The following is a 23,815-nucleotide window of genomic DNA, read 5'->3' as shown; positions in this document are numbered from 1 at the left end:
ATAATTTACAATTGTAAAATTAGAGAAAAATTTACCCACTTTCAACCACATACTCCCACTTTTATGGTTTTGTTAATAACTTTTCACAGGCTGGCCAACTAATTATCACTCAATTATATTGAGATAGTTATAAATCTTTGAAAAACAAAGCAAGAAAATTACGATATTTGCCAACAACATTAAACGATTTAAGATTTTCATGCAGAAAGAAAACACTCCTGAGAGCTATTTAAAAATTGACATAGAGAAGGTTTTTGCGAGCAAAAGCGAAAGAATTTCAAAACTACTCCCAAACTTTATAATCCGCTACCTTAAAAGAATCATCCATCAGGATGAGCTCAATAATTTCTTAGCAAAAAACTATCAAAAACAAGGCATTGAATTTGCGGATAGTGTTTTGGAAGAACTTCAAATTACTTTTGAAATCAAAGGTCTTGAAAACATCAAAAAAGACGGCAGATATATTTTCGCTTCCAATCATCCATTAGGTGGCCCTGACGGGATTATTTTAATCAGCATTTTCGGCAAACATTTTCCGAAAATCAAATTTCTGGTTAACGACATCCTAATGAATATCAAAAACTTATCAGATGTTTTTGTGCCCATAAACAAACATGGAGGACAAGCCAAAGAAGCTGCAAAAACAATAGTAGAAGCCTACCAATCGGAAGCGACAATACTCACCTTTCCGGCAGGCTTAGTTTCCCGAAAACAAAAAGGGAGAATTAAAGATTTAGAGTGGAAAAAAAGTTTTATTTTGAAAGCGAAAAAATACAAACGCGATATAGTACCTATTCATATTAGCGGAAGAAACTCTAATTTTTTCTACAATCTGGCCAACCTTAGGAAGTTTCTGGGTTTAAAATCCAATTTGGAAATGTTATATTTGCCAAATGAGCTGTTTAAGCAGAAAGGGAAAAACTTCACGATTTGCATAGGTAAGCCTGTATCACACCAAACCTTTGACAAAAGTATGTCGTATGACAAGTGGGCTGAAAAAATGAAAGAGGAAACATACAATTTAGTGAATCAATAAATCCTTATCCCTAAGATTCTATTCGTTTTATCAAATATTAGCCACGGCACTATTCATTATTATCGATAATGTAAGTATTTTTGAAAAATATTTTCAAGTAAAAGAAAACCAAAATAATAATTATTCTTGTAAAGGAATCAATACACTGACTGATGAAAGAAATTATTCCCCCTGTACCACGAGAGGAGCTTGAGAAAGAACTGACTGAAGAAAGATTTGTACGCAAAACCAACAAGGGATCGAATGAAATCTATTGCTTCACTCATCATGATTCTCCTAATTTAATGAGAGAAGTTGGCCGGTTACGTGAAATTACTTTCCGTAAAGCTGGAGGAGGCACAGGTAAAGATATTGATATTGATGATTTTGATCTGGATGAAAAACCATATCATCAGTTAATTGTTTGGGATCCTAAAGCTAAAGAAATTCTTGGCGGATACCGTTACATTTTATGCAGTGAGGCTCCTAAAGATGAAAACGGTGAAATCTATCTTGCAACTTCCAGATTGTTTAATTTTTCGGATGAATTTAAAAAGAACTATATGCCTCACATGATCGAATTGGGGCGGTCGTTTGTACAACCGGAATACCAATCGATCAGAAAAGGCCGTAAAAGTTTATATGCGCTTGATAATTTATGGGATGGCTTAGGTGCTTTAATTGTTGATTATCCTGAGATTAAATATTTCTTTGGCAAAGTAACTATGTATCCTGATTACAACAGAGATGCCCGAAATCACATCCTGTATTTCATGAACAAGATGTTTAATGATCCGGACAAACTTGCCACTCCTACAACTCCTCTTATAACCAATATGGACACGGAGCAGTTGGAAAAAGATTTTTGCAAAGATACTTTTGAGGAGAACTACAAAGTTCTATCACAAAATGTTCGTAAAAATGGAGAAAATGTTCCTCCACTCATTAATGCTTACATGGGATTATCCCCTACAATGAAATGCTTTGGAACAGCGATAAACAAACATTTTGGAGATGTTGAAGAAACAGGTATCATGATTACAATTGCTGATGTTTACGAGAACAAAAAAGACCGGCACACATCTTCCTATCTTTCGTTACTGCACATCAGGCTTCCAAAAACAAAACTGAATATTTTCAAAAAAAAATAATCTCAAAAAGCATTCTTTTCAGAATGCTTTTTTTATGACATATCCGAACAAAAAAAAACCCGCCTTTCACAAGACGGGTTTCAATTCTATATCGAACTCATTTTAGTAAGCCCGTCTATCATTTCCTTCACAATAATTAATAAAAGAAGTATTCACAACTTTATTTCCTCCGGGTGTAGGATAGTTTCCTGTAAAATACCAATCACCTGTATTCTCAGGACAAGCAACGTGAAGATTTTCAACTGTCTGATAAACAATCTTAACCTCAGCATCCATTACTTCCGGAGTTAATAATACCGCAATCTTATCCGATATTTCTTCCGCAGTAAAAGGCTTGTAAATTTCTTTAACAAAGTTAACCACCTCTTCTTTGGGTAGATTTTCCTGAGCTTTACACTTCTTGTACGTTTTTTCAATAACAGCTTCCAAACCACGCTCTTTTAGCATTGCAATAGCAGCATTAAAGGCAATAAATTCACCCATTCGTGTCATATCTATTCCATAACAATCAGGATAACGGATTTGAGGAGCTGAAGAAACAATTACAATCTTCTTTGGATGAAGACGATCTAAAATTCGAAGTATACTTTGCTTTAAAGTTGTCCCCCTTACAATAGAATCATCAATAACAACCAGATTATCCTCTTGATTCTTAACAATCCCGTAAGTAACATCATAAACATGTCCCACCAAATCGTCACGTCCTTCATCATTGGATATAAAGGTTCTCATTTTCGCATCCTTGATAGCAATTTTCTCTACTCTGGGCTCAACAGAAATAATCTCCTGAAGTTTTTCTTCAGTCCAACTTCCATTCAAATCATGAATCTGTTGTTTTTTCTGCTCCATTAAATGATGTCGGACACCTTCCATCATACCATAGAATGCGGTTTCAGCAGTATTTGGAATGAATGAAAAAACTGTGTTTTTTATATCATGATTAACAGACTCCAAGATAGCAGGAGTCAATAATTGCCCAAGCTTCTTTCTTTCCTTATAAATATCCTTATCGCTCCCCCTTGAAAAATAAATTCTTTCGAAAGAACAAGATCTTCTTTTTTGAGCAACACGCACCGGAACCTCGGCAACATCACCATTTTTACGAACAATAACAGCATTTCCCGGAGCAATTTCTTTAATTGTATTTGCCCTAACATTTAAAGCCGTTTGAATAACCGGTCTTTCCGAAGCAACTACAACAATCTCATCATCATGATAATAAAATGCCGGACGAATTCCCCAAGGATCTCTCATCACAAAAGAATCGCCATGGCCAAACATACCTGCAATTGCATATCCTCCATCCCAATCTCTACTAGCACTCGAAAGAACCTGTTGTATATCTATATTCTTTTCAATTTGAGGAGATATCTCCTGATTCGATAAACCATCATTTTTATACTGACGGAACAACATTTGATTTTCTTCGTCTAAATAATGCCCAACCTTCTCAAGAATTGTAACCGTATCAGTGTAATTCTTAGGGTGTTGCCCCAAACCAACCAACAAATCAAAAAGCTCATCAACATTAGTCAGATTAAAATTTCCGGCCAGCACCAGATTTCTCGACTTCCAGTTATTTTCTCTCATTACAGGATGAACAAAATCAATACTGTTTCGTCCAAAGGTTCCATATCGTAAATGTCCCAAATACAATTCTCCTGCGAAAGGTAAATTTGCTTTGGCCCAAACAGGATCATTAAATTTCTCAGGATCTTTCGCTTCAGCAGCCGCAAGTTCCTTATACACACCATCAAAAACATCTTTTATTGGTTGATCGCTGCATGAACGCTCACGATGAATGTATTTGTTCCCTGGAGGCATGTCCAATTTCAACCCAACAGCTCCAGCACCTTCCTGGCCTCTGTTGTGTTGTTTTTCCATCAACAGATAGAGCTTTTGAATACCATATCTCCACGATCCGTATTTTTCCTGATAGTACTCAAGAGGTTTTAGCAATCGAATCATTGCTATCCCGCACTCGTGCTTTAGTTGGTCACTCATTATTAACTTCTTAAATGGTTATTTAGTTTGCATTTTGTTGTTTATCCTCTTCATCAAGAATAAGCTCTTCAAGATCTTGCTCGTTTGGCAGTAGATCTGAAAATAAAATATAAGCCTTAACCGGATAACAGTTTGGAAAAGACTTTAAACAAGCTTTGTAAAGCTCGATTGATTCTATTTTACTTCGAAAATTACCAACACTAACCCTAAAATCAGGAGCCTTATATACTACATAAGCCCTTTCTTCAGGAAACAGCTCTTTAAATTCTTCCTTAATCTTAAATGCTTTTTCACGATCGGTACTTCTACCTGAAAAAATCTGAATTCTATATCCTGAAAAACCAGGATTTCTTGAACTAATCATTTTATCTGTATCAAGCAACTCTTTGATTCGATCATCCTGAATGAGCTTAACACGCCCCAGCGAATCTACTATTTGTTCGCCACCAGAATGCATATTTTCAACAAATTGTGCATTTGAAGAGACACTTAAAAAAATAAAGATAGATAGGAATACTATTTTAACGTACTGCATTTTTCATTGTTTGTCAGCAGCTACTTAAAACAGAAGATGCATTATCTGCTATTAACCAGCTGCCAGATTCATTAATTTAATCGTTAGGAACAGATAGTATTGGAATTTCAGAACGATTTATCATTTGTTGAGCGTAGGATCCAAAAAACATATTAATAGAACTTTCAGCTTGCTCTGTCATAATTGCAATTAAATCCGCGTCTACTTCACGAGCATAATCAAGAGTAGAGAAAGTATTATTATCGCCTCTGCGAATACTTTTTACATAATCAATATTCCCATCCTTTAAGTAGTCTTCTGCTTGTCTCATATAATGTTCAATCTTCCCAATCACATTGGTATCTGAAGTTTCATGAACACCCAAAATATGAACCTTCGCATTACATCGGGAAGCAATTTCAGACACAAATGGAATTTTCTTTCTTGTTTCAGTACTTGCATCAATAGGCATTACAATTGTTTTCAATTGCCCCTTAACGAATTCCTTTTGCACTGTTATAACAGGACAAGTAGCATTGGTAACGACTTTAACAGCATTGCTTCCAATAAAAAACTCTTCGAAACCCGAAGCTCCGTAAGCTCCCATAAGAATCATATATGCATCGCCGTATTTTGCTTGATTTACGATTTCACGATAAACACTTCCTGTTCTTATTTTAAAATCAAAAACTCCATTCCTAACACAATAGTCAGCAGAATGAAGCTCAATCAATTTCTCAAAATATTCTTGTACGGTATGAATTATTTCATTTTTCAATTCCTCGAAATGAAAAGGAATTTCGAATTTCTCAGACTTCTGCACATGAATCATCCTAAGATGACAATCCAATTTATTTGACAAATAAATACCAAACCTCAATGCCTTGAGAGAATCACCAGAAAAATCAACTGGAACTAAAATACGCTTCATGATGTTTACTTTTACATTAACACTTTACAACCGTAACACAAGAACTATTCCTAATAAATTGAACGATCTACCATCCAAACAGGTCTTAAAAGAGATCGATTTTTCACAAACCCACTCTAAATCAAGCTCTTCCCGAACCCTTGATTTACGGGATAAAAATACACAAAATTATTTAGCAACAAACACAATTACCACGCCAATATAAACTTAAATCCGCATTCCTTAAATATTGATGAAAATCGTTTTGCTCTCTTACTAAAAGTACATATTAATCAACTAAAAACCACCCAATGAATAATCATAAGCATAAACCCCAAATTCCAAAACCCCATCCATTATTCTTTACCCATTCTAAATCACCTCTCCTTTCCTTGCCATTCAGTTGAGATAATATAACTTTGCACAAAATTTATAATAAGGGAAATACAGAAATGAGCAATAACAACAAAAAATTATTTTTGGAGACTTATGGTTGCCAAATGAATGTTGCTGATAGTGAAGTTGTAGCTTCGATAATGGAGCATGATGGTTTTACCATTACAAAAAACCGCGAAGAAGCTGATGTAATTTTAGTAAATACTTGTTCGGTTCGCGAAAATGCAGAAACCAGAGTTCGAGGAAGAGTTCAAGGTTTTAGCGAGTTAAAGAAAAAGAACCCAAAACTATTAGTTGGTGTAATTGGCTGCATGGCTGAGCGACTCGGGGAAAAACTTTTTGATCAGGAAAAAAATGTAAATATTGTTGTTGGACCTGATGCGTATATGGATCTTCCTCTTCTGGTGAAAAAAGCGGAAAATGGAGAAAAAGCAATCAATATCGAACTTTCCCTTACCGAAACATACAAAGATATTTGTCCTTCGAGAATTGATGAAACCTCCATATCTGGTTTTGTTTCTATCATGAGAGGCTGCAATAATTTCTGCACCTACTGCATTGTTCCCTACACAAGAGGACGTGAACGCAGCCGAAACCCGGAAAGTATATTAAAAGAAGTTAAAGATTTGGCTGAAAAAGGATACAAAGAAGTTACTCTCTTAGGCCAAAATGTAAATTCATTCGCCTTCAAGAACTCCGTTTCCGAAGTCAGCTTTCCTGAGCTTTTAGATATGGTTGCTGTTTCCGTTCCTACAATGAGAATCAGATTCGCAACATCACATCCTAAAGACATGAGTGATGATACATTAAAAATCATCGCCAAGCATGATAACATCTGTAAGTTTATTCACCTGCCGGTGCAATCAGGAAGTGATTCTGTTTTGAAAGACATGCGAAGAAAATATACTCAGGAATGGTATAAAGACAGAATTGAAGCCATCCGAAGAATCATACCCGGATGCGGGATTTCCTCCGACATTTTTTGCGGATTCCATAATGAAAGCGAAGAAGATTTTAATCAAACCATTGAATTAATGAAATGGGCGAAATTTGACTTAGCCTACATGTTTAAATATTCAGAACGTCCGGGTACATTTGCTTACAAAAATTTAGAAGACAACGTTCCCGAAGAAGTAAAGCAAAGAAGACTGGAAGAGATGATTGATCTGCAAAATCAGATTTCGCTGGAAAATAATCAAAGTGACATTGGAAAAGTTTTCGAAGTTTTGATTGAAGGAATTTCCAAAAGATCTGAACAGGATGTATATGGAAGAACTTCGCAAAACAAAGTGATTGTTTTTCCAAAAAAGAACTACCAAGTTGGTGATTTCGCAAATGTTATTGTTAACGAATGCACCAAAGCAACTCTGGTAGGAGAAGCAGTTTAATTTGAACACACATTTTAAAATCCAACACAACTGAATAATTCCGTTGTGTTGGATTTTTTTTTTTGTATTTTTACCAGCCAGCCTGCATCAAAACCTTACTACGATGAAAATTCAGATTCGACCCGAAAACAAGAACGATTACAAAACTATATCCATGATTAATGACATGGCATTTGGTCAGGAAGCTGAAGGATTATTGGTTGAAAAGCTTCGAAAAAACAAAAAGTTCATCAAGGATCTTTCGTTAGTTGCCTGTATGGGAAATGAAATAGTTGGTCATATTTTATTCTTTCCAATCGAAATTAAATCCGACAACAATAGCTTTGAATCTTTAGCCTTGGCACCTATGTCGGTAATACCTGAATTGCAGGGATTGGGAATTGGTTCTCAATTGATAGAAAATGGATTGGCGAAGGCAAAAAAAATGAGGCACAAATCTGTAATTGTATTAGGTCACACTGAATTTTATTCCAAATTTAATTTCATTCCAGCTTCCAACTTCAAAATCTCATGCCATTTTGAAGTTTCGGATGAAGTTTTTATGGCACTTGAATTGGAAAAATATGCTCTGAAAACTGTTTCCGGATGTGTTGAATATCCAAAGGAATTTAACGACCTGTAAATTTTGCCATTTCGAAAGTATATATTGATTAAACTACAAACAAGTAGTCCGAAATCGAACAGCATTTTGTTCACATCCGAACAATAATAATTATCTGCAGCACAACACTTTCAGCACAACTACACACACAATCAACAGCTTATTAGCTTTGGTACAAATTATGATACAAACATCGAATTAATATTATTGTTCACGGAACAACCTATGTCCTAATTTTTAACACAAATTCGACAAAACATGATTAAAAAGTTGTTTTTCATCACCACATTTTTAATTGCTCTTGCACAAAGTCTTCTTGGCATGGATAACCCTCAATGGTTGAGGTATCCGTCAATCTCTCCCGATGGTCAAACAATCGTTTTTGAATATGGCGGCGATTTATTCACCATTTCTTCGGAAGGTGGCAATGCTACGGCACTAACCAGCAACCAATCATACGACTACCAACCTGTTTGGTCTCCCGACAGCAAAACTATTGCATTTGCGTCTGACCGATATGGGAATTTTGACATATTCACAATACCTGTTGAAGGAGGAGCTCCAAACAGAATTACATTTAATTCAAAAGGAGAAACACCATCGAGTTTTACACCAGACGGACAAAACATTCTATTTTCTTCAACAATTAGTGATGATTTCAAAAATGCGATGTTTCCATCGGGCGTACTTCCTGAATTGTACAGTGTACCAGTAAATGGCGGCAAAGTTTCACAAATACTTACTTCGCCGGCATTGGATGCGAAGTACAGTAAAAATAGGGAGTACATATTGTACCGCGACAGCAAAGGATATGAAGATCATTGGAGAAAGCATCATACCTCGGCAGTTACCAGAGACATTTGGTTGTATGATGTTGCAAATAAAAAGCACAGTATGTTCTCAACATTTGAAGGTGAGGATTTGTATCCGGTATTTAATGCATCCAATGATGAGATTTACTATCTGACAGAAAAATCAGGCAGTTTTAATGTTTGGAAAGCTCCTGTGAAAGATAAAACTCAACTGACTCAAATCAGTACATTCGAAAAACATCCTGTTCGGTTCTTAAGTATTTCTGACAGCAACAAGCTTTGTTATTCCTGGAATGGTGAAATTTACACTCAGGAAGAGGGAAAAGCTCCTGTAAAACTAAGCGTAGCCATCGCTATTGACAGCAAAGAAAATGAAGTGAGCTTTGAAAAACTTAGCAGTGGCGCTACTGAAATGAGCGTTTCTCCGAACGGAAAAGAAGTTGCTTTCATTGTACGTGGGGAAGTTTTTGTGACTTCTGTTGAATACGGAACTACAAAACGTATTACCAACAGTCCGGAACAGGAACGCTCGGTAAGCTTTAGTCCTGATGGGAAAGCTTTGTTATATGCTTCGGAAAGAAATGGCAGCTGGAATCTGTACCAAACCAAAATGACCCGGGAAGATGAAACTCAGTTTGCCAATTCTACCATTTTAAAAGAAGAAGCAGTTTTGGAAATTGATGCAGAAACCTTTCAACCAAAATATTCTCCTGACGGCAAAGAAATTGCTTTTCTTGAAGATCGCGTTATCCTTAAAGTAATCAACTTAGAATCAAAAAAAGTTAGAACGATACTAGGCAAAAAATGGAACTACTCTTATTCCGACGGAGATCAGCATTACGACTGGTCGCCTGATGGCAAATGGTTTTTGGTTAATATTTATCCTCATACTATTTTTATGCCTGACGCAGCAATGGTTGATGCTCAGGGAAATCAGAAGGTGATTAACCTTACTGAAAGCGGCTACAGCGATTCTGATGCCAAATGGTCATTAAAAGGAAATGCAATGATTTGGTTTACCGACAAACGAGGTTATCGAAGTCATGGAAGCTGGGGCTCTCAATCAGATGTTTACGTTCAATTCTTCAATCAGAAAGCATTTGATGATTTTAAACTTTCAAAGGAAGAAAAAGAATTAAAAGAAGAAGCTGAAAAAGATAAGAAAGAGGAAGATAAGGGCGATGACAAAGACAAGAAAAAGGATAAGAAGAACAAAAAAGACAAAGACAAAGTTGAAGATTTAAACATTGAATTTTCAGGAATGGAAGATCGTCAGATTTGTTTAACAATCAATCCTTCCAAACTTTCTGATGCAATTCTGACTCCTGATGGAAAAAAATTATTTTACCTAAGCAAATTCGAAGGTGGATACGATCTTTGGGTAAACGATTTGGAAGAGAAGGAAACGAAAAAAATTCTTGACTTAAAAGGCGGTGGCGGCGCTATGCAGTTCGACAAGGAAGCAAAGAATCTATTTTTAATGTCAGGCAACAGCATCATTAAAGTGGATGTTGCTACAAACAAACGAAAAGACATTAGCTACACTGCTGAGATGTATTTGGACAAAGCCAAAGAAAGAGAATATCTTTTTGAACACGTTTGGCGCACCATGTTAAGAAAATTTTATGATCCTGAAATGCATCATATAGACTGGGAATTTTACAAAAATGAATACAAACGATTTTTACCATATATCAATAACAATCACGATTTTGCAGAAATGCTAAGTGAGTTGTTGGGCGAGCTAAATGCTTCTCATACAGGTTCAGGTTATCGGGCCGGATCAAAAAATCCTGATCAAACAGCCGAATTAGGCGCATTCTTTGATTGGAATTACGAAGGTGATGGTTTACGAATTGCCGAAGTACTGGAAAAAGGCCCCCTTAACCAAGCCGGTTCAAAGATTAAAGCAGGAACTATCATCGAAAAAATTGATGGAAATGTGATTCCTAAAAACGAGAGTTATTATCCTTTACTAAATCACAAAGCTGATAAAAAAGTACTCTTATCTCTTTACAATCCTTACACAAAAGAACGATGGGAAGAAACTGTAAAACCTGTTTCGAGCATTAATACTTTATTGTACGAACGTTGGGTAAAAAAGCGTCAGGAAGAATGTGAGCGCTTATCGAACGGAAGAATTGGATATGTGCATGTAAAAGGAATGGATTCGCCAAGCTACCGAAAAGTATATTCTGAAATACTTGGAAAATATGGTACTTACGAAGCGATTGTTGTTGACACCAGATTTAATGGCGGAGGCTGGCTGCACGACGATTTAGCAACTCTGCTTAGTGGCGAAGTTTACTCTACCCTTTCACCCAGAGGACAGGATTTTGGAACAGAACCTCTTTCCAAGTGGAAAAAGCCATCGGCTGTTTTAATTAGTGAGAGTAATTATTCCGACGCTTGCGCATTCCCATATGTATACAAAACATTAAAAATTGGAAAACTGGTAGGAATGCCTGTTCCCGGCACAATGACAGCTGTGTGGTGGGAAACTCTGCAGGATCAGTCGCTGTATTTTGGAATGCCAATGGTTGGAGTAAAAGACACCAAAGGAAAATACATTGAAAATCAGCAAATAGAGCCGGATATTAAAGTGACCAACGACTACGAAGTTGTAACCAAAGGTGATGATCAGCAACTTAAAAAAGCAGTTGAGTCTTTATTAAAAGAAATTGATGAAAAATAGTCTGTGAAATCAATGAACCTGCAATCAAACACTTCTTCCAGATGGAAGAAGTGTTCTGCAGGCAAAAGACCTCCAGCAAGCAACAAACAGTTCACAAATGGAATCAGGTTTAAAATGTATTAAATACGATAACAACTAAAAACTACATATTCTGAAAACTACATTGAGTGTAAATGAGACGAAACTCATCCCTCCTTTGATCACCTCAAATGAATTGGGTTTCGATCTCATTTTACTGATATAGTTTTTGTAAACTAACAACATTAAATTTCAAGAAATATTCCCGAACGCTTTTATTAACCTACTGGCAAACGGAATTATAGGGGTCTGTTCTCCTACTTTTTTTCAAAACCTGAACAGACATAATTTGCCGAAAATAACACGGAATAGGGGCCGTTGCTATTTTCGGCTTTTTATTTCTATTTTTGAGAAACAACAACAACAACAACACAATCCACGACATGAATTTCGAAATTAGTACGGCTAAAGACTTTAATACAATCAATTGGACAGGCGGAACAAGCACTCAACTATACATTTATCCTCCAACATCAGATTACCAGCAAAGGGATTTTGATTTTAGACTAAGCACAGCTACAGTAGAAGTTGAGGAATCAGACTTCACTTCCCTACCCGGCGTGTCGCGAAAAATCATGATTTTAGATGGCGCGATTGAGATCATTCACGAAAATCGTTACAGCAAAAAGCTTGGCAAATTCGATACAGACAGCTTTGAAGGAGATTGGAAAACCTCATCGATTGGAAAATGCATCGATTTTAATTTGATGACACACGGCACTTCAAAAGGAGAAATCAAGGCTCTTTCTATTGAAAAGAAACAAATTGTAAATTTACCTCTTGAAAAAGAAACAGATTTCCTGATTGGATATATTTTCTCAGGTGAAATTAGTCTGACTATAAATCAGAAAATTCATCAGCTGCAGCAAGGAAACCTCCTGGTGATTACTCAATTTGGCAGCGCAAACCTGCAACTAACCGGAATGGAGAACAGCGAGATCATTATATCTAAAATCATTATTTAAGATTTCTGGTTTTCAAATATTACTCAAGCATTCGTTTCCACAGGTGAGCAATACTTCGCAAAACTTTTGATCCGTTATTATTTTGCTGAGTAAAGGTGTCTTTAAAACTTTTCCCAAAACGTTTTGAAGCAAACAAAACAGTGCCATCATTAAGAGTTAGTTGCAGTTCCTTATGATTGTAACGCAGAATATAATCTTGATTTACTAATAAACTATTGCTTATGGGATAGAAATTATAATCTATCATCAGCATCTCTTTATAGTAACCCAAATTTCTGGTAGTAGTGAGTCGATTCCCATTTCTTAAAAATACGTAGGCAATTACACCATCGGCCTCGAGGTATTTAATTTCATCGACAGTCACAAATTCAACAATTCCATTGTGCAGATGCAGAGCAATTTTATTGGTTTTATTTATGTTACTGTCCCCAACCCGATCTAAAAGCAAGCTTATTTGCCGGTTGAAATACTGCGATCGCAGTTTCTCCGTTGCTTTGTTTACAGCAAGTATTAAATCAGTATCATCTAAAGGCTTGTAAAGAAAATCGAGAGCCGAATATTTAATGGCTCTAAGGGTAAACTCTTTTGCACTTTCGCCTGTTATAAAAATGATTTCAAAGTCTATTTTGCCTTCATCCGAAAGCATTCGCAAAAGATCAAAACCCGTTCCTTTAGGCAATTGAATATCCAGAAATATGATATCGAAATGATTCGCTTTAATCTTTTCATAGGCATCATCGATACTAAATGCTTGTTGAATGTCTCTGATTAAAGGACACAATTTTTCAATTCTTTGTTTGATGTAGTTTGATGTATCTTCGACATCCTCAACTACCAATGCTGTATAAACTTCTTGCATAACCTGCTAATTAGTAAATGTCACACTTACTTCTGTTCCTTCATCAAGGTCTTTGTATTCAATCTTAATTTTATAATCCAGATCGTTGAGAATTTCAATTTTTTTATTGATTAGTTCCAATCCTCTGGACTGATACAATTTGATCGAATCCTTTTTATTTTGCTGAGAGCGTTCCCGTCCAATTCCATTATCCCGAATCATACATTCCACACCATCTTCCCGATCTGAAAAGCGAATCTGCAGAAATCCAATTTTCTCACCAGGCTCCAAACCATGTTTAATTGCATTTTCTACCAAAGGCTGCAAAATCATTGGCGGAATTGTTTTGTTTTGGAGGTCATCAGAATCCAATTTAATTTCAAAATCAAACTTCCGTTCTTTATGTTTTACCTGTTCCAATTCAATATACATCTGCAATAAATCCACTTCCTCTTTAATCGTAATTTCACTGCTAACCGAAGCTCCCAGTAAAACCTTTGATGATTTAATAGATGCCTCCATGTAAGCACGAATCAATCTTGAAAACTTAATTAAGTATTCGTTGGCCTTTTCGGGCTTATGCAAACTGATTAAATTCTGTACTGACGACAAAATATTAAAAACAAAATGAGGATTTAATTGTGCCTGCAAAGTCGCAATTTCAAGAAATTTTATTTTTCGTTCCCGATCCAACATTTTCATTTTAATATGGATTCTGGAATGAACAAAAAAACCAAGTATCAACACCAATATTACAAAACCAATTAAAGTATGCTGATAAAAACGAGGCTCCTTATAAAAAGGCAACGAAATTTTAAGATGCAAATGATCCTCTTTTTGTGTTGTTACATTTGGATTTCCGCCTGGGCGCGCCATTACATGAAAACAATAGTTTCCTGAAGCCAAATTCCGATAGTTTGCATACTTCTTTTTTGTCCAATCGCTCCAAGTTTTATCTACACCATCCAACTTGTATTTGAACATCGGATTGGTTGGCAAACCAAAACCAATTGCTTCAAAAGATAAATCCAATTCGTTACAACCATTTTCCATACAAATTTCTGATCTGGAGATTGTATCTGAATAAATTATTCCCTTATCATTTAGGCTTGTAATTCGCACATCATAAAAATCAGTATCAAAATTGACTTTATGCAGATCAATAACTGAAGTGCAAGTTGTAGAAGGAACGTACAACAAATCTTTATCCAGTAAAAACCCATTCTGACAAACCTCCTCGGACAAAAATCCATTTCGAAAATTGAACAGCTTCATGCGGATATTTCCTTTGGAATAAAATAATGCCAAATCCATAGCAAAAACCTCCAAAGAGGTTCCAACAATCAGTAATTCATCACTTTTCGAGATAATTCCGGCAATATTGTTTTCGATGATTCCATCGTCGACTCTTCTAAATTCCTCATTTTGTGAATTGTAAAACCACAAACCGTCCTTCCCTCCCATCCAAAAATTTCCTTTTACATCTTTATGGATAGAAAAAACACCATACTTAGGACCGCCTTCTATTTTTGAAAAACATTTCTTTTTTCGGTCGTATTTGGTGAGACAACCATTAGTCCCAATCCAAATATTTCCCTCTTCATCAAAATCTATAGCTTTAGGATGCGAAGGAACCAACTGCTTGCTTGAATCAATCAGAATCTCAATATTTTCATTCTCATCGATAAAACCAAGTCCGTTCATTTGTCCGAATATAATTCGATTGCTAACAGAATCGTATTTCGTGATCAAGGAAATTCCGGTATCGAATTTCTTTGTGTTTTGGTAGTTGTATTTCACCAATCCGTAATGCGTTGGGAAATACAGAAAACCCTTTTTATCTTTCGAAGCACCATAATAATAATCAGTCTCCTTTCGGTGGAATGGCCCCGGAGCAAGAATTTCCTCCTTGGTTTGAGATTTCATGTCCAAACGATACAAAGCATCTTTATATACAGCACCATAAAAATGACCGTCATCCCCTTTAATCATTGTCCAGAAATCATTCATAAAGCTTCTGGGAAAATTGGATATGGGTCCATTGAATATTTGATACAAGCCATTGTCGGAGCCAGCCCAAATATTATTGTCCCGGTCTAAAATGGCGGGATATGGTGCTTTTATAAAAGCCAAATCAAATTTTGTGAAGGATTTTGTAACACTGTCCAAACGGTAAAAAGAATAGTCGTTGACATAAAGGTAATTCTTTACAGGCAAATGGTTTATTTTGATACTATCAACCCGGTTGTTGGTTCGGTAAACACTAAAATAATTGCTCTTATCAACCGGATTAAGATAATGGATGTCCTCATTTTCTTCCTCCACCAAAACAATTACCTCTCCCTTTAAAGCTAAAACCTTTCGTTTTACAGCTCCTTCAAATTTAGTTTCGCGTTCGATTTCCCCATCTACAATTCTATAGATTTGATTTAAATCCTGCATTGTAAAATACATCCTGGCTTTATCCTTTACATATGCAACCGAGTTTATGACTCCTTTAAAATTCACATCCGGAACAAACCGCTTAATTTCTAATGTATCTTGATATTGAAAAAGGCAATTTTCAGCTAAAATCCAATACTCTTCATTCCCTATAATCACCGCAGCAGGATTTTTGAAGCCTGTTAACAGCAGCATATCCCTGCCATCGAACCGATAAAGCTGATCGTAGGTTTTTACATAAACCCGTCCTTTCGAATCGCTTTCAATCTCATATATACTTTTATTAGGCAGGTAATTCTCAAACTCTTCTCCATTGAACTTCACCAAACCAGACTTGGTTCCCACCCAAATATACCCTAAATGATCTTGATGAATGGCACGAACCTGAATTTGAGGCAAACCCGAATGAGTTGTATAATTGATATATGGACGCTGCTGTGCAAACACAGAAAGAGTCAAAAAAATCAGGAACATGATGAGACAGATTCTCCTCATTTTGAGTTTAGATATAAGGGGTTTTTAAATACAAATACCAAGATAGGAATTCTATTCTGAATTATGATTCAATAGATAACAAGTGAGCAGATAGAGTAACAAGTGGTAAATAATAAGACAATCCAAAGGAAACAAACTGTCAGAATATATATGCCTGATTCTTAAAAAACTCCCACTTATTACCGCAAATTACCACTTGTTATTTTCTTCTGTGACTTGCCATTGAATCCAAGTACTTTTAAAAGAAAATACAAATCTAAAACTCAAAAAAAAATGAAAAAACTTCTACTCTTAATCACTGTTTTCTTTACAATCGTTTTTACCGGACAAGCTCAAAGACGGGTTATTCTTCACCACCAAGGTACTGCAAGTATGTACAATACAATCAGTACTGCCATAACAGCATCCGCAGCCGGCGATACCATTTACATTTCAGCCGGTAACTTTATCGAAAATCTTCACATTAACAAAGAACTCACAATATTTGGCGCCGGTCATCATCCAAGCACTACTGCAGCTACAGGAATAACAGAAGTTTCGGGTGCTATTTATGTTAGAGCCGGTGCCATAAAAGGCAAAATAGAAGGTGTTTACTGCGATGATATCGATATGGCTGGTTACAATGCCTCAGATCTAACAGGATATACCATTAGCCGGTGCAACATGAGAAACATTACCTTACCCACAACCATTACTTTTTCATCTTCATTTATCGTTTCGGAATGCATTTTCAGAGGCAATATCAACATCAATAATTGTACGACCTATATTTTCGAAAAAAACATAATTTCCACTGGATATGTTCAAAACGCAAAATTTGGATTATTCTCAAACAACATATTTTTACATGGTGCAGTAAATTACCTGTGTTATTACTGTGCTGAATGCACTCTTGAAAGTAATATTATTTATTACAATGGAACAACCACTGCAGATTTACTCAGAAACTGCAACAACATATCACTGCACAAAAATCTTATCATCAGCGACTACGATTACCAAACTAACCCAATAGCCGACAATACTTTTACCAGTAATCAAATCGTAGCAGCATCAAACGGAGCATCTGTTTTTACAAGCTGGGATGGAACAACAACCATCTACGCTTACGATTTTGATTTGCATTTACTGACCCCTTACGATGCAATTAACGGAGACGATGGAACTCAAATCGGAATTTACGGAACCAAAGACAATTTAGATAATCCAACCCCTTACAAAGATAATTGTGCACCTGTTATTCCATTAATTGAAGAAAAAACCATATCAAGAACAACCAATACCGATGGCGATCTTCCAATTCAATTCAAAATCTCAGCTCAAAACAGATAAATATGAAAAAAGTAATTCTATTACTATTGCTTTTTTCAATTACGCATACTCTTTACTCCCAAAACATTGACAAGTATGAATACTGGTTCGATGATAATTTTACATCTCGGATATCAGTCACAGAAACGGGAGTTGCAACACTTGAATTAAGCAATAATACAATCACTACCGGCCTATCCGATGGTTTTCACTCTGTCCATTTCAGGTTCAGAGATGATTCCAAAAGATGGTCTGTACCAGTAACTGATTTTTTCAGGAAATATCCTGACGGAACAGTTGCGGTCACCCGCAATATTTCGAAGTTTGAATATTGGATAGACGATGATTTCGCTAGTCGGATCGTCTCAGCCATTCCTCTGACAAACATCGCCAATCTCAATCAGGTGATGGATACAAAAAGTTTGGCTGCAGGATTTCATTCCATTCATTTTCGCTTTCGCGATGATTCAAAGCAATGGAGTACTCCGGTAACATCATTCTTTCGAAAATACGAAATTGGAACAGAAAGTATCGTTCGGAAAATTAATGGTTTTGAATACTGGATGGATGATAATTTCGCAGACAGACATGCTTCGGCAATTCCTGTTACCGGCATCGCCAATCTGAATCAGGTGATGGATACAAAAACCTTAGCAACCGGATTTCATTCCATACACTTTCGTTTTCGTGATGATTCAAAGCAATGGAGCACTCCGGTAACTTCTTTCTTCAGAAAATACGAAATTGGAACAGAAAGTATCGTACGAAAAATTAATGGTTTTGAATACTGGATGGATGATGATTTCAACAATCGAATTGCCTCATCTTTGCCTTTAGCCGATACTGCTGTAATCAATCAGGTTTTGGATACCAAACTGCTGGCAAGTGGCTTTCATTCCATACACATGCGCTTTAAAGATGATTCGAATCAATGGAGCGTTCCTGCAACATCTTTTATTCGAAAATATGGCAGCAATTCCGGAATCATTGCCCGAAAAATCACTTCGTACCGATATTGGTTCAATGATGATGTAACAAGTATCAATCAGGTTGATTTAAATGAATCGATTACTCCATTCACCTTGTCAGAATCCATTCATCTCGATCAGCTTCCCATTGGAGACAATCAGCTCATTCATTTTCAATTCCTTGATGACACCAAACAATGGAGCGTTGCAACTACGGATACAATTAATAGGTTAGCTCGGGTTGTTGCTAATTTCACCGCCGATAAAACAGAAAACTGCGGTTCAATGACTGTTCAGTTTACCAACAACTCAAGCGATGGAGAAACTTATCTTTGGGATTTTGGCGACGGAAATACAAGTACCGAAGAAAATCCTCTGCACACATACGATACAGCTGGTTCGTTTACCGTATCATTAACAACAACCAATGATACCTATTCCTTATCAGATGTTTCAAGCATAACGGATTTTATTAGCATACATGAAATTCCAAGTATTGATTTGGGTGCTGATGTACAAATCTGCGAAGGCAGCGAACACACTTTTAGTGCAGCCGATAATTTTGCGCAGTATTTCTGGAACAATGCAGAAGGAACAAATGAATTGATCGCTTCGGCGGAAGGAGATTACACCCTAAAAGTGGTGGACAACAACGGATGCGAAGCTACTGACGTGGCAAATCTTTCCTTCCATACTGCTCCATCGGTTGATTTGGGTGCTGATGTACAAATCTGCCAAGGTGGCGAGCATACTTTTAGTGTCGCGGACAACTTTGCGCTGTATTTCTGGAACAATGCAGAAGGAACAAATGAATTGATCGCTTCCGCGGAAGGAGATTACACCCTGAAAGTAATTGATGCAAATGGATGCGAAGCTACTGACGTGGCAAATCTTTCCTTCCATACTGCTCCAACAGTTGATTTGGGTGCTGATGTGCAAATCTGCGAAGGCAGCGAACACACTTTTAGTGCCGCGGACAATTTCGCACAGTATTTCTGGAACAATGCAGAAGGAACAAAAGAATTGATCGCTTCCGCGGAAGGAGATTACACCCTGAAAGTAATTGATGCAAATGGTTGCGAAGCTACTGATATAGCGAATCTTTCTTTCCATACTGCTCCAACAGTTGATTTGGGCGCTGATGTGCAAATCTGCCAAGGCAGCGAGCATACTTTTAGTGCCGCAGACAATTTTGCGCAGTATTTCTGGAACAACACAGAAGGCATCAATGAATTAATCGCTTCCGCTGAAGGAGATTACACCTTGAAAGTGATTGATGCCAATGGTTGCGAAGCAACAGACATGGTGAGCCTAACTTTTAAGGAAAGTCCGGATATTAATTTGGGCGACGATATTGATCTTTGCGACGGTGAAACTCATACTTTTACGGTTTCGGATGCCTACGCTCACTACTTTTGGAACGACGTGGAAGGCACAAATGCGCATGAAATCGGTTCAACCGGCACCTGCACTCTTCGTGTAGAAAACAGCAATGGCTGTTCGGCTGCCGATCAGGTATTGATAACCGTTCATGACTTACCGCAAATTCCTGTCGCAACTTACAATAACGGCATTCTGTCTTCTACATCTGCAACTGAATACCAATGGTACAGAAACAACGAGGTGCAGAATGGAACCACCAATCAGGAATTCTCGCCATCGCAGGATGGAAATTATTCCGTAGAGGTTTGGAATCAATATGGATGCAAATCAGAAATATCGGAACAGGTAGAAGTCATTTTGGTAGGAATTGAAGAGCTTATCAAAAAGAACATCTCCATTTATCCGAACCCAACAAAAGGAAAGTTGGTGATCGATTTGCATGAAAATTTCAATTACTCAACCAACATACAGGTAGAATTGTTCGATTCAGCCGGAAAACTAATCTTGTACAAACAACTGGAACCAACAACCACTCTAGACTTGACAAGTTATCCGGCAGGATTGTATTTTGTTCACTTTATCAACCAAAACGAAGCTGTCAGCTTCAAAATTGTTAAGCAATAATGTAGTAGAAGTACATTTTAGTTAGAGGGAAGGGAATCTGTTTGTAACGGGTTCCCTTTTTATTTACGATCTCAATTGCATACAGCAAAGGCTTCACAAAAATTCTGTATCGAAACAAACTCAACACCTATTCCGCTATTATTGATTGTTAAATGTATCTGCCTTTTTGGATTTCAAAACGGCATGCAATTATTAAAACTTTTAGATTTCTTTCGCCCGCCATGGCTCACAACTTATTCGAAATGAAATAATATACTCAGCTTAATAATTATCTTATACTACTGATGAATTAAACTACTCTGCTAAATAATTACAAGTTCATTTTATTAAATCGCATCATCAGCTAATAAAATATCATTTTCCGATGACTAAAATCAGTGCTCAGATGTCATCTGAACAGATTATATATTCAGCTGATAATATAAAATCATTCGCAAACAATATCATTTATTCAGCTGAGCATATAATCTGTTACGCAAATAATCTCATTTAATCTTCTGATATAGTAATAATATCAGCACAATGGTATAAAGCCTTGTATCAACAAGATCTGGCACCACCCTACAAAACACTTTTCACATCTTTTTAATGCCTACTCCAAATATATTAATAAAAAGTACCAACGAACAGGATCCCTTTTCGAAAGACCTTTCAAAAGAAAACTGGTAGAAGACGAGACCTATCTTCGAACGCTGGTCTTATACATCCACAACAACCCGATTCATCACGGATTTACGGATATTGCCGTGGATTATCCGTGGAGCAGCTACCTAACTTGTTTATCGGTTAAACCAACAAAGCTATTAAAGAAAGAAGTTGTTGCTTGGTTTGATGATGAAACTAATTTCAGATTTATACATCAGCAACAGATCGATTTTATGGAGATGGATGAATGGCTGGAAATTTAATTTAATCCATCGAACCACTCAGGTTTTCCTTCCACAAAAAACTACTTTCACCACCAATAATTCAAATTACTCAACACATTTAAGTTGTCAATCATTTCTTTTTGCTTCAAAACTCATAATAACTTACCTTATGTAGGTAAATAAAATGAGGAGAATGAACGTATTGCTGATTGATGATAAGGGAGGTCCTAATTTATTGGATACCATACGCTGTTTGAGAGACAAACAACAGGTAAATATCTTTGTTCTTTCGCCTGATAAAAAGGCCTATTTTAACACCATCCCCTATTCAAGATATGTAAAAAAACACCTTTGCATCAGTCCTGAGAAGGAAGAAGAAAGAGTGAATGCAATTGCATCAGCTATAAGCAACTGGTATATTGATGCCATCCTTCCGGTAAAACAAGAGACTTATTTATTCTTCTCCAAACACAAATCCAGGTTCGGGACTTGCTTGTTACCACCTATCGCCGAATGGGATATTCTGAAAACTGTTTCGGACAAGTGGCTGCTTTCGCAATGGCTGGATAAAAACTCTTTTCCAAGTCCGAAAACTTATCCGGCAACGCTCGCAAATATTAATTTACTTGACTTACCGTATCTCATCAAACCACGTCTGGACACCAATGGATATCAGGTAAAATTGTTTAACGATAACCAAGAGCTTATTAAAACAATCGAAAATCCTGATTTTAATTCCGAAGACTTTGTTATGCAGGAGAATATCGATGGAGAAGACATCGACATTAGTCTGCTGGCTGAGAATGGCAATATCATAGCTTATACCATTCAAAAAGGATTGGTTCGCGAAGCCTTTTCATTTGCTTCGGGAATAGAGTTTGTTGATGACAAGAAACTACTAAAGCAAACCGAAACAATTGTAAGCAAACTAAACTGGAGTGGAATTGCGCATCTGGATTTCATCTACCACAAAGAATCGGACTCTTATCACCTTTTGGATTTTAATCCTCGTATGTGGAGTACGCTAATAGGCTCTTTGTACGCCGGAGTCAATTTCCCGATGTTACTATTAAAAACAGCCAAAAATGAAAAGATAGAATATAAGGGCTACAGTAAAACCGACTTCTATCTTGCAAAACCAGCTTTGCACCGCTTCCGAAAAGAATTGCTCGGCAAACGAAAACTAACGAGTCTGAAAAATTCTTCGTTGAACTATGTAATAAAAGATCCGCTTCCCGAAATAGCAAAAAGCTTTGAGAAAGTCATATCTATTTTTAAAAGATAACATCAAAAAAAAAGACCTGCCCGATACAAATCGGGCGAGTCTTTCAACTTGTAGTTAATGGTGTGATTAATTTTGTTTTTCCAATCTCTCGGTTAGCTTTTTAATGATTTGTTTGGCATCGCCAACAATACCCAAATCGGAAACCTGAAAAATTGGTGCGTGTTTGTCTTTGTTTACGGCAATAATCAAATCAGAATCTTCCATACCGGCAACATGCTGAATGGCTCCTGAAATACCAAATGCAAAGTACAAGTCGGGACGAACAGTTTTCCCTGTCTGACCCACCTGACGATCGTGACCAATGTAACCGGCATCAACCATAGCACGGGAAGCCGAAACTTCTGCATTCAATGTATGAGCTAATGCATCCATTGCTTCAAACCCTTCTTTATTACCAATTCCACGTCCGCCTGAAACCAAAATTCTGGCTTCGGTAATATCGATTAGATTGTTGTCTTCCTTCACAGTTTCCAACAATTTCACACGAAACTTAGCTGCATTGAATCTCACCTCGTAGTTCACGATAGCTCCGGTACGACTTTCGTCAGCATCCATTGCAAACAATACTCCCGGACGAACCGTTCCCATTTGCGGACGATGGTTTTTACAAACAATAGTCGCCATAAGGTTACCTCCGAAAGCAGGACGAGTCATTAACATTTCGCCATTTTCGCCAATCTCAATTTTGGTACAATCAGCAGTTAAACCAGTGCCTACACGAGCCGAAACTCTTGGACCCAAATCACGACCCAAAGTGGTTGCCCCGATAAATAAAGATTCCGGTTTTCTTTCGCTGATAATTTGGCAGATTGCCTGTGTATATGGTTCTGTAGTATATTCTTTTAGTTCAGGAGCATCCACAACAATTACCTCATCGGCACCACGGCCAATTAAGCTCTGCGCCTGATCAGTAATATGATGCCCCAATAGCATCGCATACACTTTGTCGTTCAACTCATCAGCTAGCTTTCTAGCCTGTCCTAACAATTCCAAAGCTACGTTTTGAATGATACCTTCACGTTGTTCGATGAAGACGTATATACCTTTGTAATCCTCTAATTTCATAGCTGT

General features: G+C 36.9%; 15 protein-coding genes. 9 read left to right on the top strand and 6 right to left on the bottom strand.

Translation table 11 applies throughout. The features are described 5' to 3' along the window. Nucleotides 1–199: 199 nt before the first annotated feature. Nucleotides 200–1,036 (top strand): lyso-glycine lipid O-acyltransferase GlsA, encoded by an 837-nt coding sequence (locus ACKU4N_RS03185; protein ID WP_321320514.1) that lies wholly within the window; start codon nucleotides 200–202, stop codon nucleotides 1,034–1,036. 152 nt (nucleotides 1,037–1,188) lie between these two features. Then, entirely contained in the window at nucleotides 1,189–2,166 is a 978-nt protein-coding gene (locus ACKU4N_RS03180) for a glycine N(alpha)-acyltransferase GlsB (protein WP_321320511.1), read from the top strand. Nucleotides 2,167–2,268: 102 nt separating this feature from the next. Here the strand turns inward: ACKU4N_RS03180 and ACKU4N_RS03175 are convergent, their stop codons facing one another. The 3 genes from ACKU4N_RS03175 to ACKU4N_RS03165 all read right to left on the bottom strand — a co-directional run bounded on the left by ACKU4N_RS03175 (nucleotide 2,269) and on the right by ACKU4N_RS03165 (nucleotide 5,615). Next, nucleotides 2,269–4,170 carry an amidophosphoribosyltransferase gene (locus ACKU4N_RS03175; protein ID WP_321320510.1) on the bottom strand — a complete coding sequence of 634 codons (1,902 nt, stop codon included), beginning with the start codon at nucleotides 4,168–4,170 and terminating at the stop codon, nucleotides 2,269–2,271. A 22-nt stretch (nucleotides 4,171–4,192) separates the two neighbouring features. Continuing rightward, nucleotides 4,193–4,705 (bottom strand): hypothetical protein, encoded by a 513-nt coding sequence (locus tag ACKU4N_RS03170; RefSeq protein ID WP_321320508.1) that lies wholly within the window; start codon nucleotides 4,703–4,705, stop codon nucleotides 4,193–4,195. 76 nt (nucleotides 4,706–4,781) lie between these two features. Continuing rightward, nucleotides 4,782–5,615, bottom strand: coding sequence for a universal stress protein (locus ACKU4N_RS03165; RefSeq protein ID WP_321320506.1), 834 nt, complete (start codon nucleotides 5,613–5,615; stop codon nucleotides 4,782–4,784). A 431-nt stretch (nucleotides 5,616–6,046) separates the two neighbouring features. Between ACKU4N_RS03165 and miaB the strand changes: the two genes are divergently transcribed. The 4 genes from miaB (at nucleotide 6,047) to ACKU4N_RS03145 (ending at nucleotide 12,529) form a co-directional block, all read left to right on the top strand. Further along, nucleotides 6,047–7,378 carry a tRNA (N6-isopentenyl adenosine(37)-C2)-methylthiotransferase MiaB gene (gene miaB, locus ACKU4N_RS03160; RefSeq protein WP_321320504.1) on the top strand — a complete coding sequence of 444 codons (1,332 nt, stop codon included), beginning with the start codon at nucleotides 6,047–6,049 and terminating at the stop codon, nucleotides 7,376–7,378. 103 nt (nucleotides 7,379–7,481) lie between these two features. After that, entirely contained in the window at nucleotides 7,482–8,000 is a 519-nt protein-coding gene (locus ACKU4N_RS03155; RefSeq protein ID WP_321320502.1) for a GNAT family N-acetyltransferase, read from the top strand. Nucleotides 8,001–8,237: 237 nt separating this feature from the next. Further along, nucleotides 8,238–11,486 (top strand): S41 family peptidase, encoded by a 3,249-nt coding sequence (locus ACKU4N_RS03150; protein ID WP_321320499.1) that lies wholly within the window; start codon nucleotides 8,238–8,240, stop codon nucleotides 11,484–11,486. 461 nt (nucleotides 11,487–11,947) lie between these two features. Continuing rightward, complete coding sequence (locus tag ACKU4N_RS03145; protein ID WP_321320498.1) at nucleotides 11,948–12,529, top strand: HutD/Ves family protein; 582 nt, start codon at nucleotides 11,948–11,950, stop codon at nucleotides 12,527–12,529. Nucleotides 12,530–12,548: 19 nt separating this feature from the next. Here ACKU4N_RS03145 and ACKU4N_RS03140 read toward each other — a convergent pair whose 3' ends face one another. Beyond that, nucleotides 12,549–13,388, bottom strand: coding sequence for a LytR/AlgR family response regulator transcription factor (locus ACKU4N_RS03140; protein WP_124993929.1), 840 nt, complete (start codon nucleotides 13,386–13,388; stop codon nucleotides 12,549–12,551). A gap of 6 nt (nucleotides 13,389–13,394) precedes the next feature. Further along, the gene (locus ACKU4N_RS03135) at nucleotides 13,395–16,283 is read right to left on the bottom strand and encodes a sensor histidine kinase (RefSeq protein WP_321320494.1); all 2,889 of its coding nucleotides are present in this window, start codon (nucleotides 16,281–16,283) and stop codon (nucleotides 13,395–13,397) included. 294 nt (nucleotides 16,284–16,577) lie between these two features. On the opposite strand from ACKU4N_RS03135, the gene ACKU4N_RS03130 reads away from it, so the two are divergent. The 3 genes from ACKU4N_RS03130 to ACKU4N_RS03120 all read left to right on the top strand — a co-directional run bounded on the left by ACKU4N_RS03130 (nucleotide 16,578) and on the right by ACKU4N_RS03120 (nucleotide 22,744). Beyond that, on the top strand, nucleotides 16,578–17,636 hold the full coding sequence (locus ACKU4N_RS03130; RefSeq protein ID WP_156196949.1) for a right-handed parallel beta-helix repeat-containing protein: 1,059 nt from the start codon (nucleotides 16,578–16,580) through the stop codon (nucleotides 17,634–17,636). Nucleotides 17,637–17,638: 2 nt separating this feature from the next. Next, nucleotides 17,639–20,590 (top strand): PKD domain-containing protein, encoded by a 2,952-nt coding sequence (locus ACKU4N_RS03125; protein WP_321320490.1) that lies wholly within the window; start codon nucleotides 17,639–17,641, stop codon nucleotides 20,588–20,590. 1,062 nt (nucleotides 20,591–21,652) lie between these two features. Beyond that, nucleotides 21,653–22,744, top strand: coding sequence for an ATP-grasp domain-containing protein (locus tag ACKU4N_RS03120; RefSeq protein WP_321320488.1), 1,092 nt, complete (start codon nucleotides 21,653–21,655; stop codon nucleotides 22,742–22,744). A gap of 66 nt (nucleotides 22,745–22,810) precedes the next feature. Here the strand turns inward: ACKU4N_RS03120 and ACKU4N_RS03115 are convergent, their stop codons facing one another. Beyond that, nucleotides 22,811–23,809 carry an electron transfer flavoprotein subunit alpha/FixB family protein gene (locus ACKU4N_RS03115; protein ID WP_321320486.1) on the bottom strand — a complete coding sequence of 333 codons (999 nt, stop codon included), beginning with the start codon at nucleotides 23,807–23,809 and terminating at the stop codon, nucleotides 22,811–22,813. Between the last annotated feature and the right edge of the window lie 6 nt (nucleotides 23,810–23,815).

Origin of the sequence: Labilibaculum sp. (assembly GCF_963664555.1) — a bacterium.
Taxonomy (GTDB): domain Bacteria; phylum Bacteroidota; class Bacteroidia; order Bacteroidales; family Marinifilaceae; genus Labilibaculum.
This window is presented reverse-complemented; position numbering and strand designations above follow the sequence as displayed.

Excerpts from the sequence above, each read along its gene's own strand:
- ACKU4N_RS03185 (WP_321320514.1), top strand. The coding sequence starts at position 200 with ATGCAGAAAGAAAACACTCCTGAGAGCTATTTAAAAATTGACATAGAG.
- ACKU4N_RS03180 (WP_321320511.1), top strand. The coding sequence starts at position 1,189 with ATGAAAGAAATTATTCCCCCTGTACCACGAGAGGAGCTTGAGAAAGAA.
- ACKU4N_RS03175 (WP_321320510.1), bottom strand. The coding sequence starts at position 4,170 with ATGAGTGACCAACTAAAGCACGAGTGCGGGATAGCAATGATTCGATTG.
- ACKU4N_RS03170 (WP_321320508.1), bottom strand. The coding sequence starts at position 4,705 with ATGCAGTACGTTAAAATAGTATTCCTATCTATCTTTATTTTTTTAAGT.
- ACKU4N_RS03165 (WP_321320506.1), bottom strand. The coding sequence starts at position 5,615 with ATGAAGCGTATTTTAGTTCCAGTTGATTTTTCTGGTGATTCTCTCAAG.
- miaB (WP_321320504.1), top strand. The coding sequence starts at position 6,047 with ATGAGCAATAACAACAAAAAATTATTTTTGGAGACTTATGGTTGCCAA.
- ACKU4N_RS03155 (WP_321320502.1), top strand. The coding sequence starts at position 7,482 with ATGAAAATTCAGATTCGACCCGAAAACAAGAACGATTACAAAACTATA.
- ACKU4N_RS03150 (WP_321320499.1), top strand. The coding sequence starts at position 8,238 with ATGATTAAAAAGTTGTTTTTCATCACCACATTTTTAATTGCTCTTGCA.
- ACKU4N_RS03145 (WP_321320498.1), top strand. The coding sequence starts at position 11,948 with ATGAATTTCGAAATTAGTACGGCTAAAGACTTTAATACAATCAATTGG.
- ACKU4N_RS03140 (WP_124993929.1), bottom strand. The coding sequence starts at position 13,388 with ATGCAAGAAGTTTATACAGCATTGGTAGTTGAGGATGTCGAAGATACA.
- ACKU4N_RS03135 (WP_321320494.1), bottom strand. The coding sequence starts at position 16,283 with ATGTTCCTGATTTTTTTGACTCTTTCTGTGTTTGCACAGCAGCGTCCA.
- ACKU4N_RS03130 (WP_156196949.1), top strand. The coding sequence starts at position 16,578 with ATGAAAAAACTTCTACTCTTAATCACTGTTTTCTTTACAATCGTTTTT.
- ACKU4N_RS03125 (WP_321320490.1), top strand. The coding sequence starts at position 17,639 with ATGAAAAAAGTAATTCTATTACTATTGCTTTTTTCAATTACGCATACT.
- ACKU4N_RS03120 (WP_321320488.1), top strand. The coding sequence starts at position 21,653 with ATGAACGTATTGCTGATTGATGATAAGGGAGGTCCTAATTTATTGGAT.
- ACKU4N_RS03115 (WP_321320486.1), bottom strand. The coding sequence starts at position 23,809 with ATGAAATTAGAGGATTACAAAGGTATATACGTCTTCATCGAACAACGT.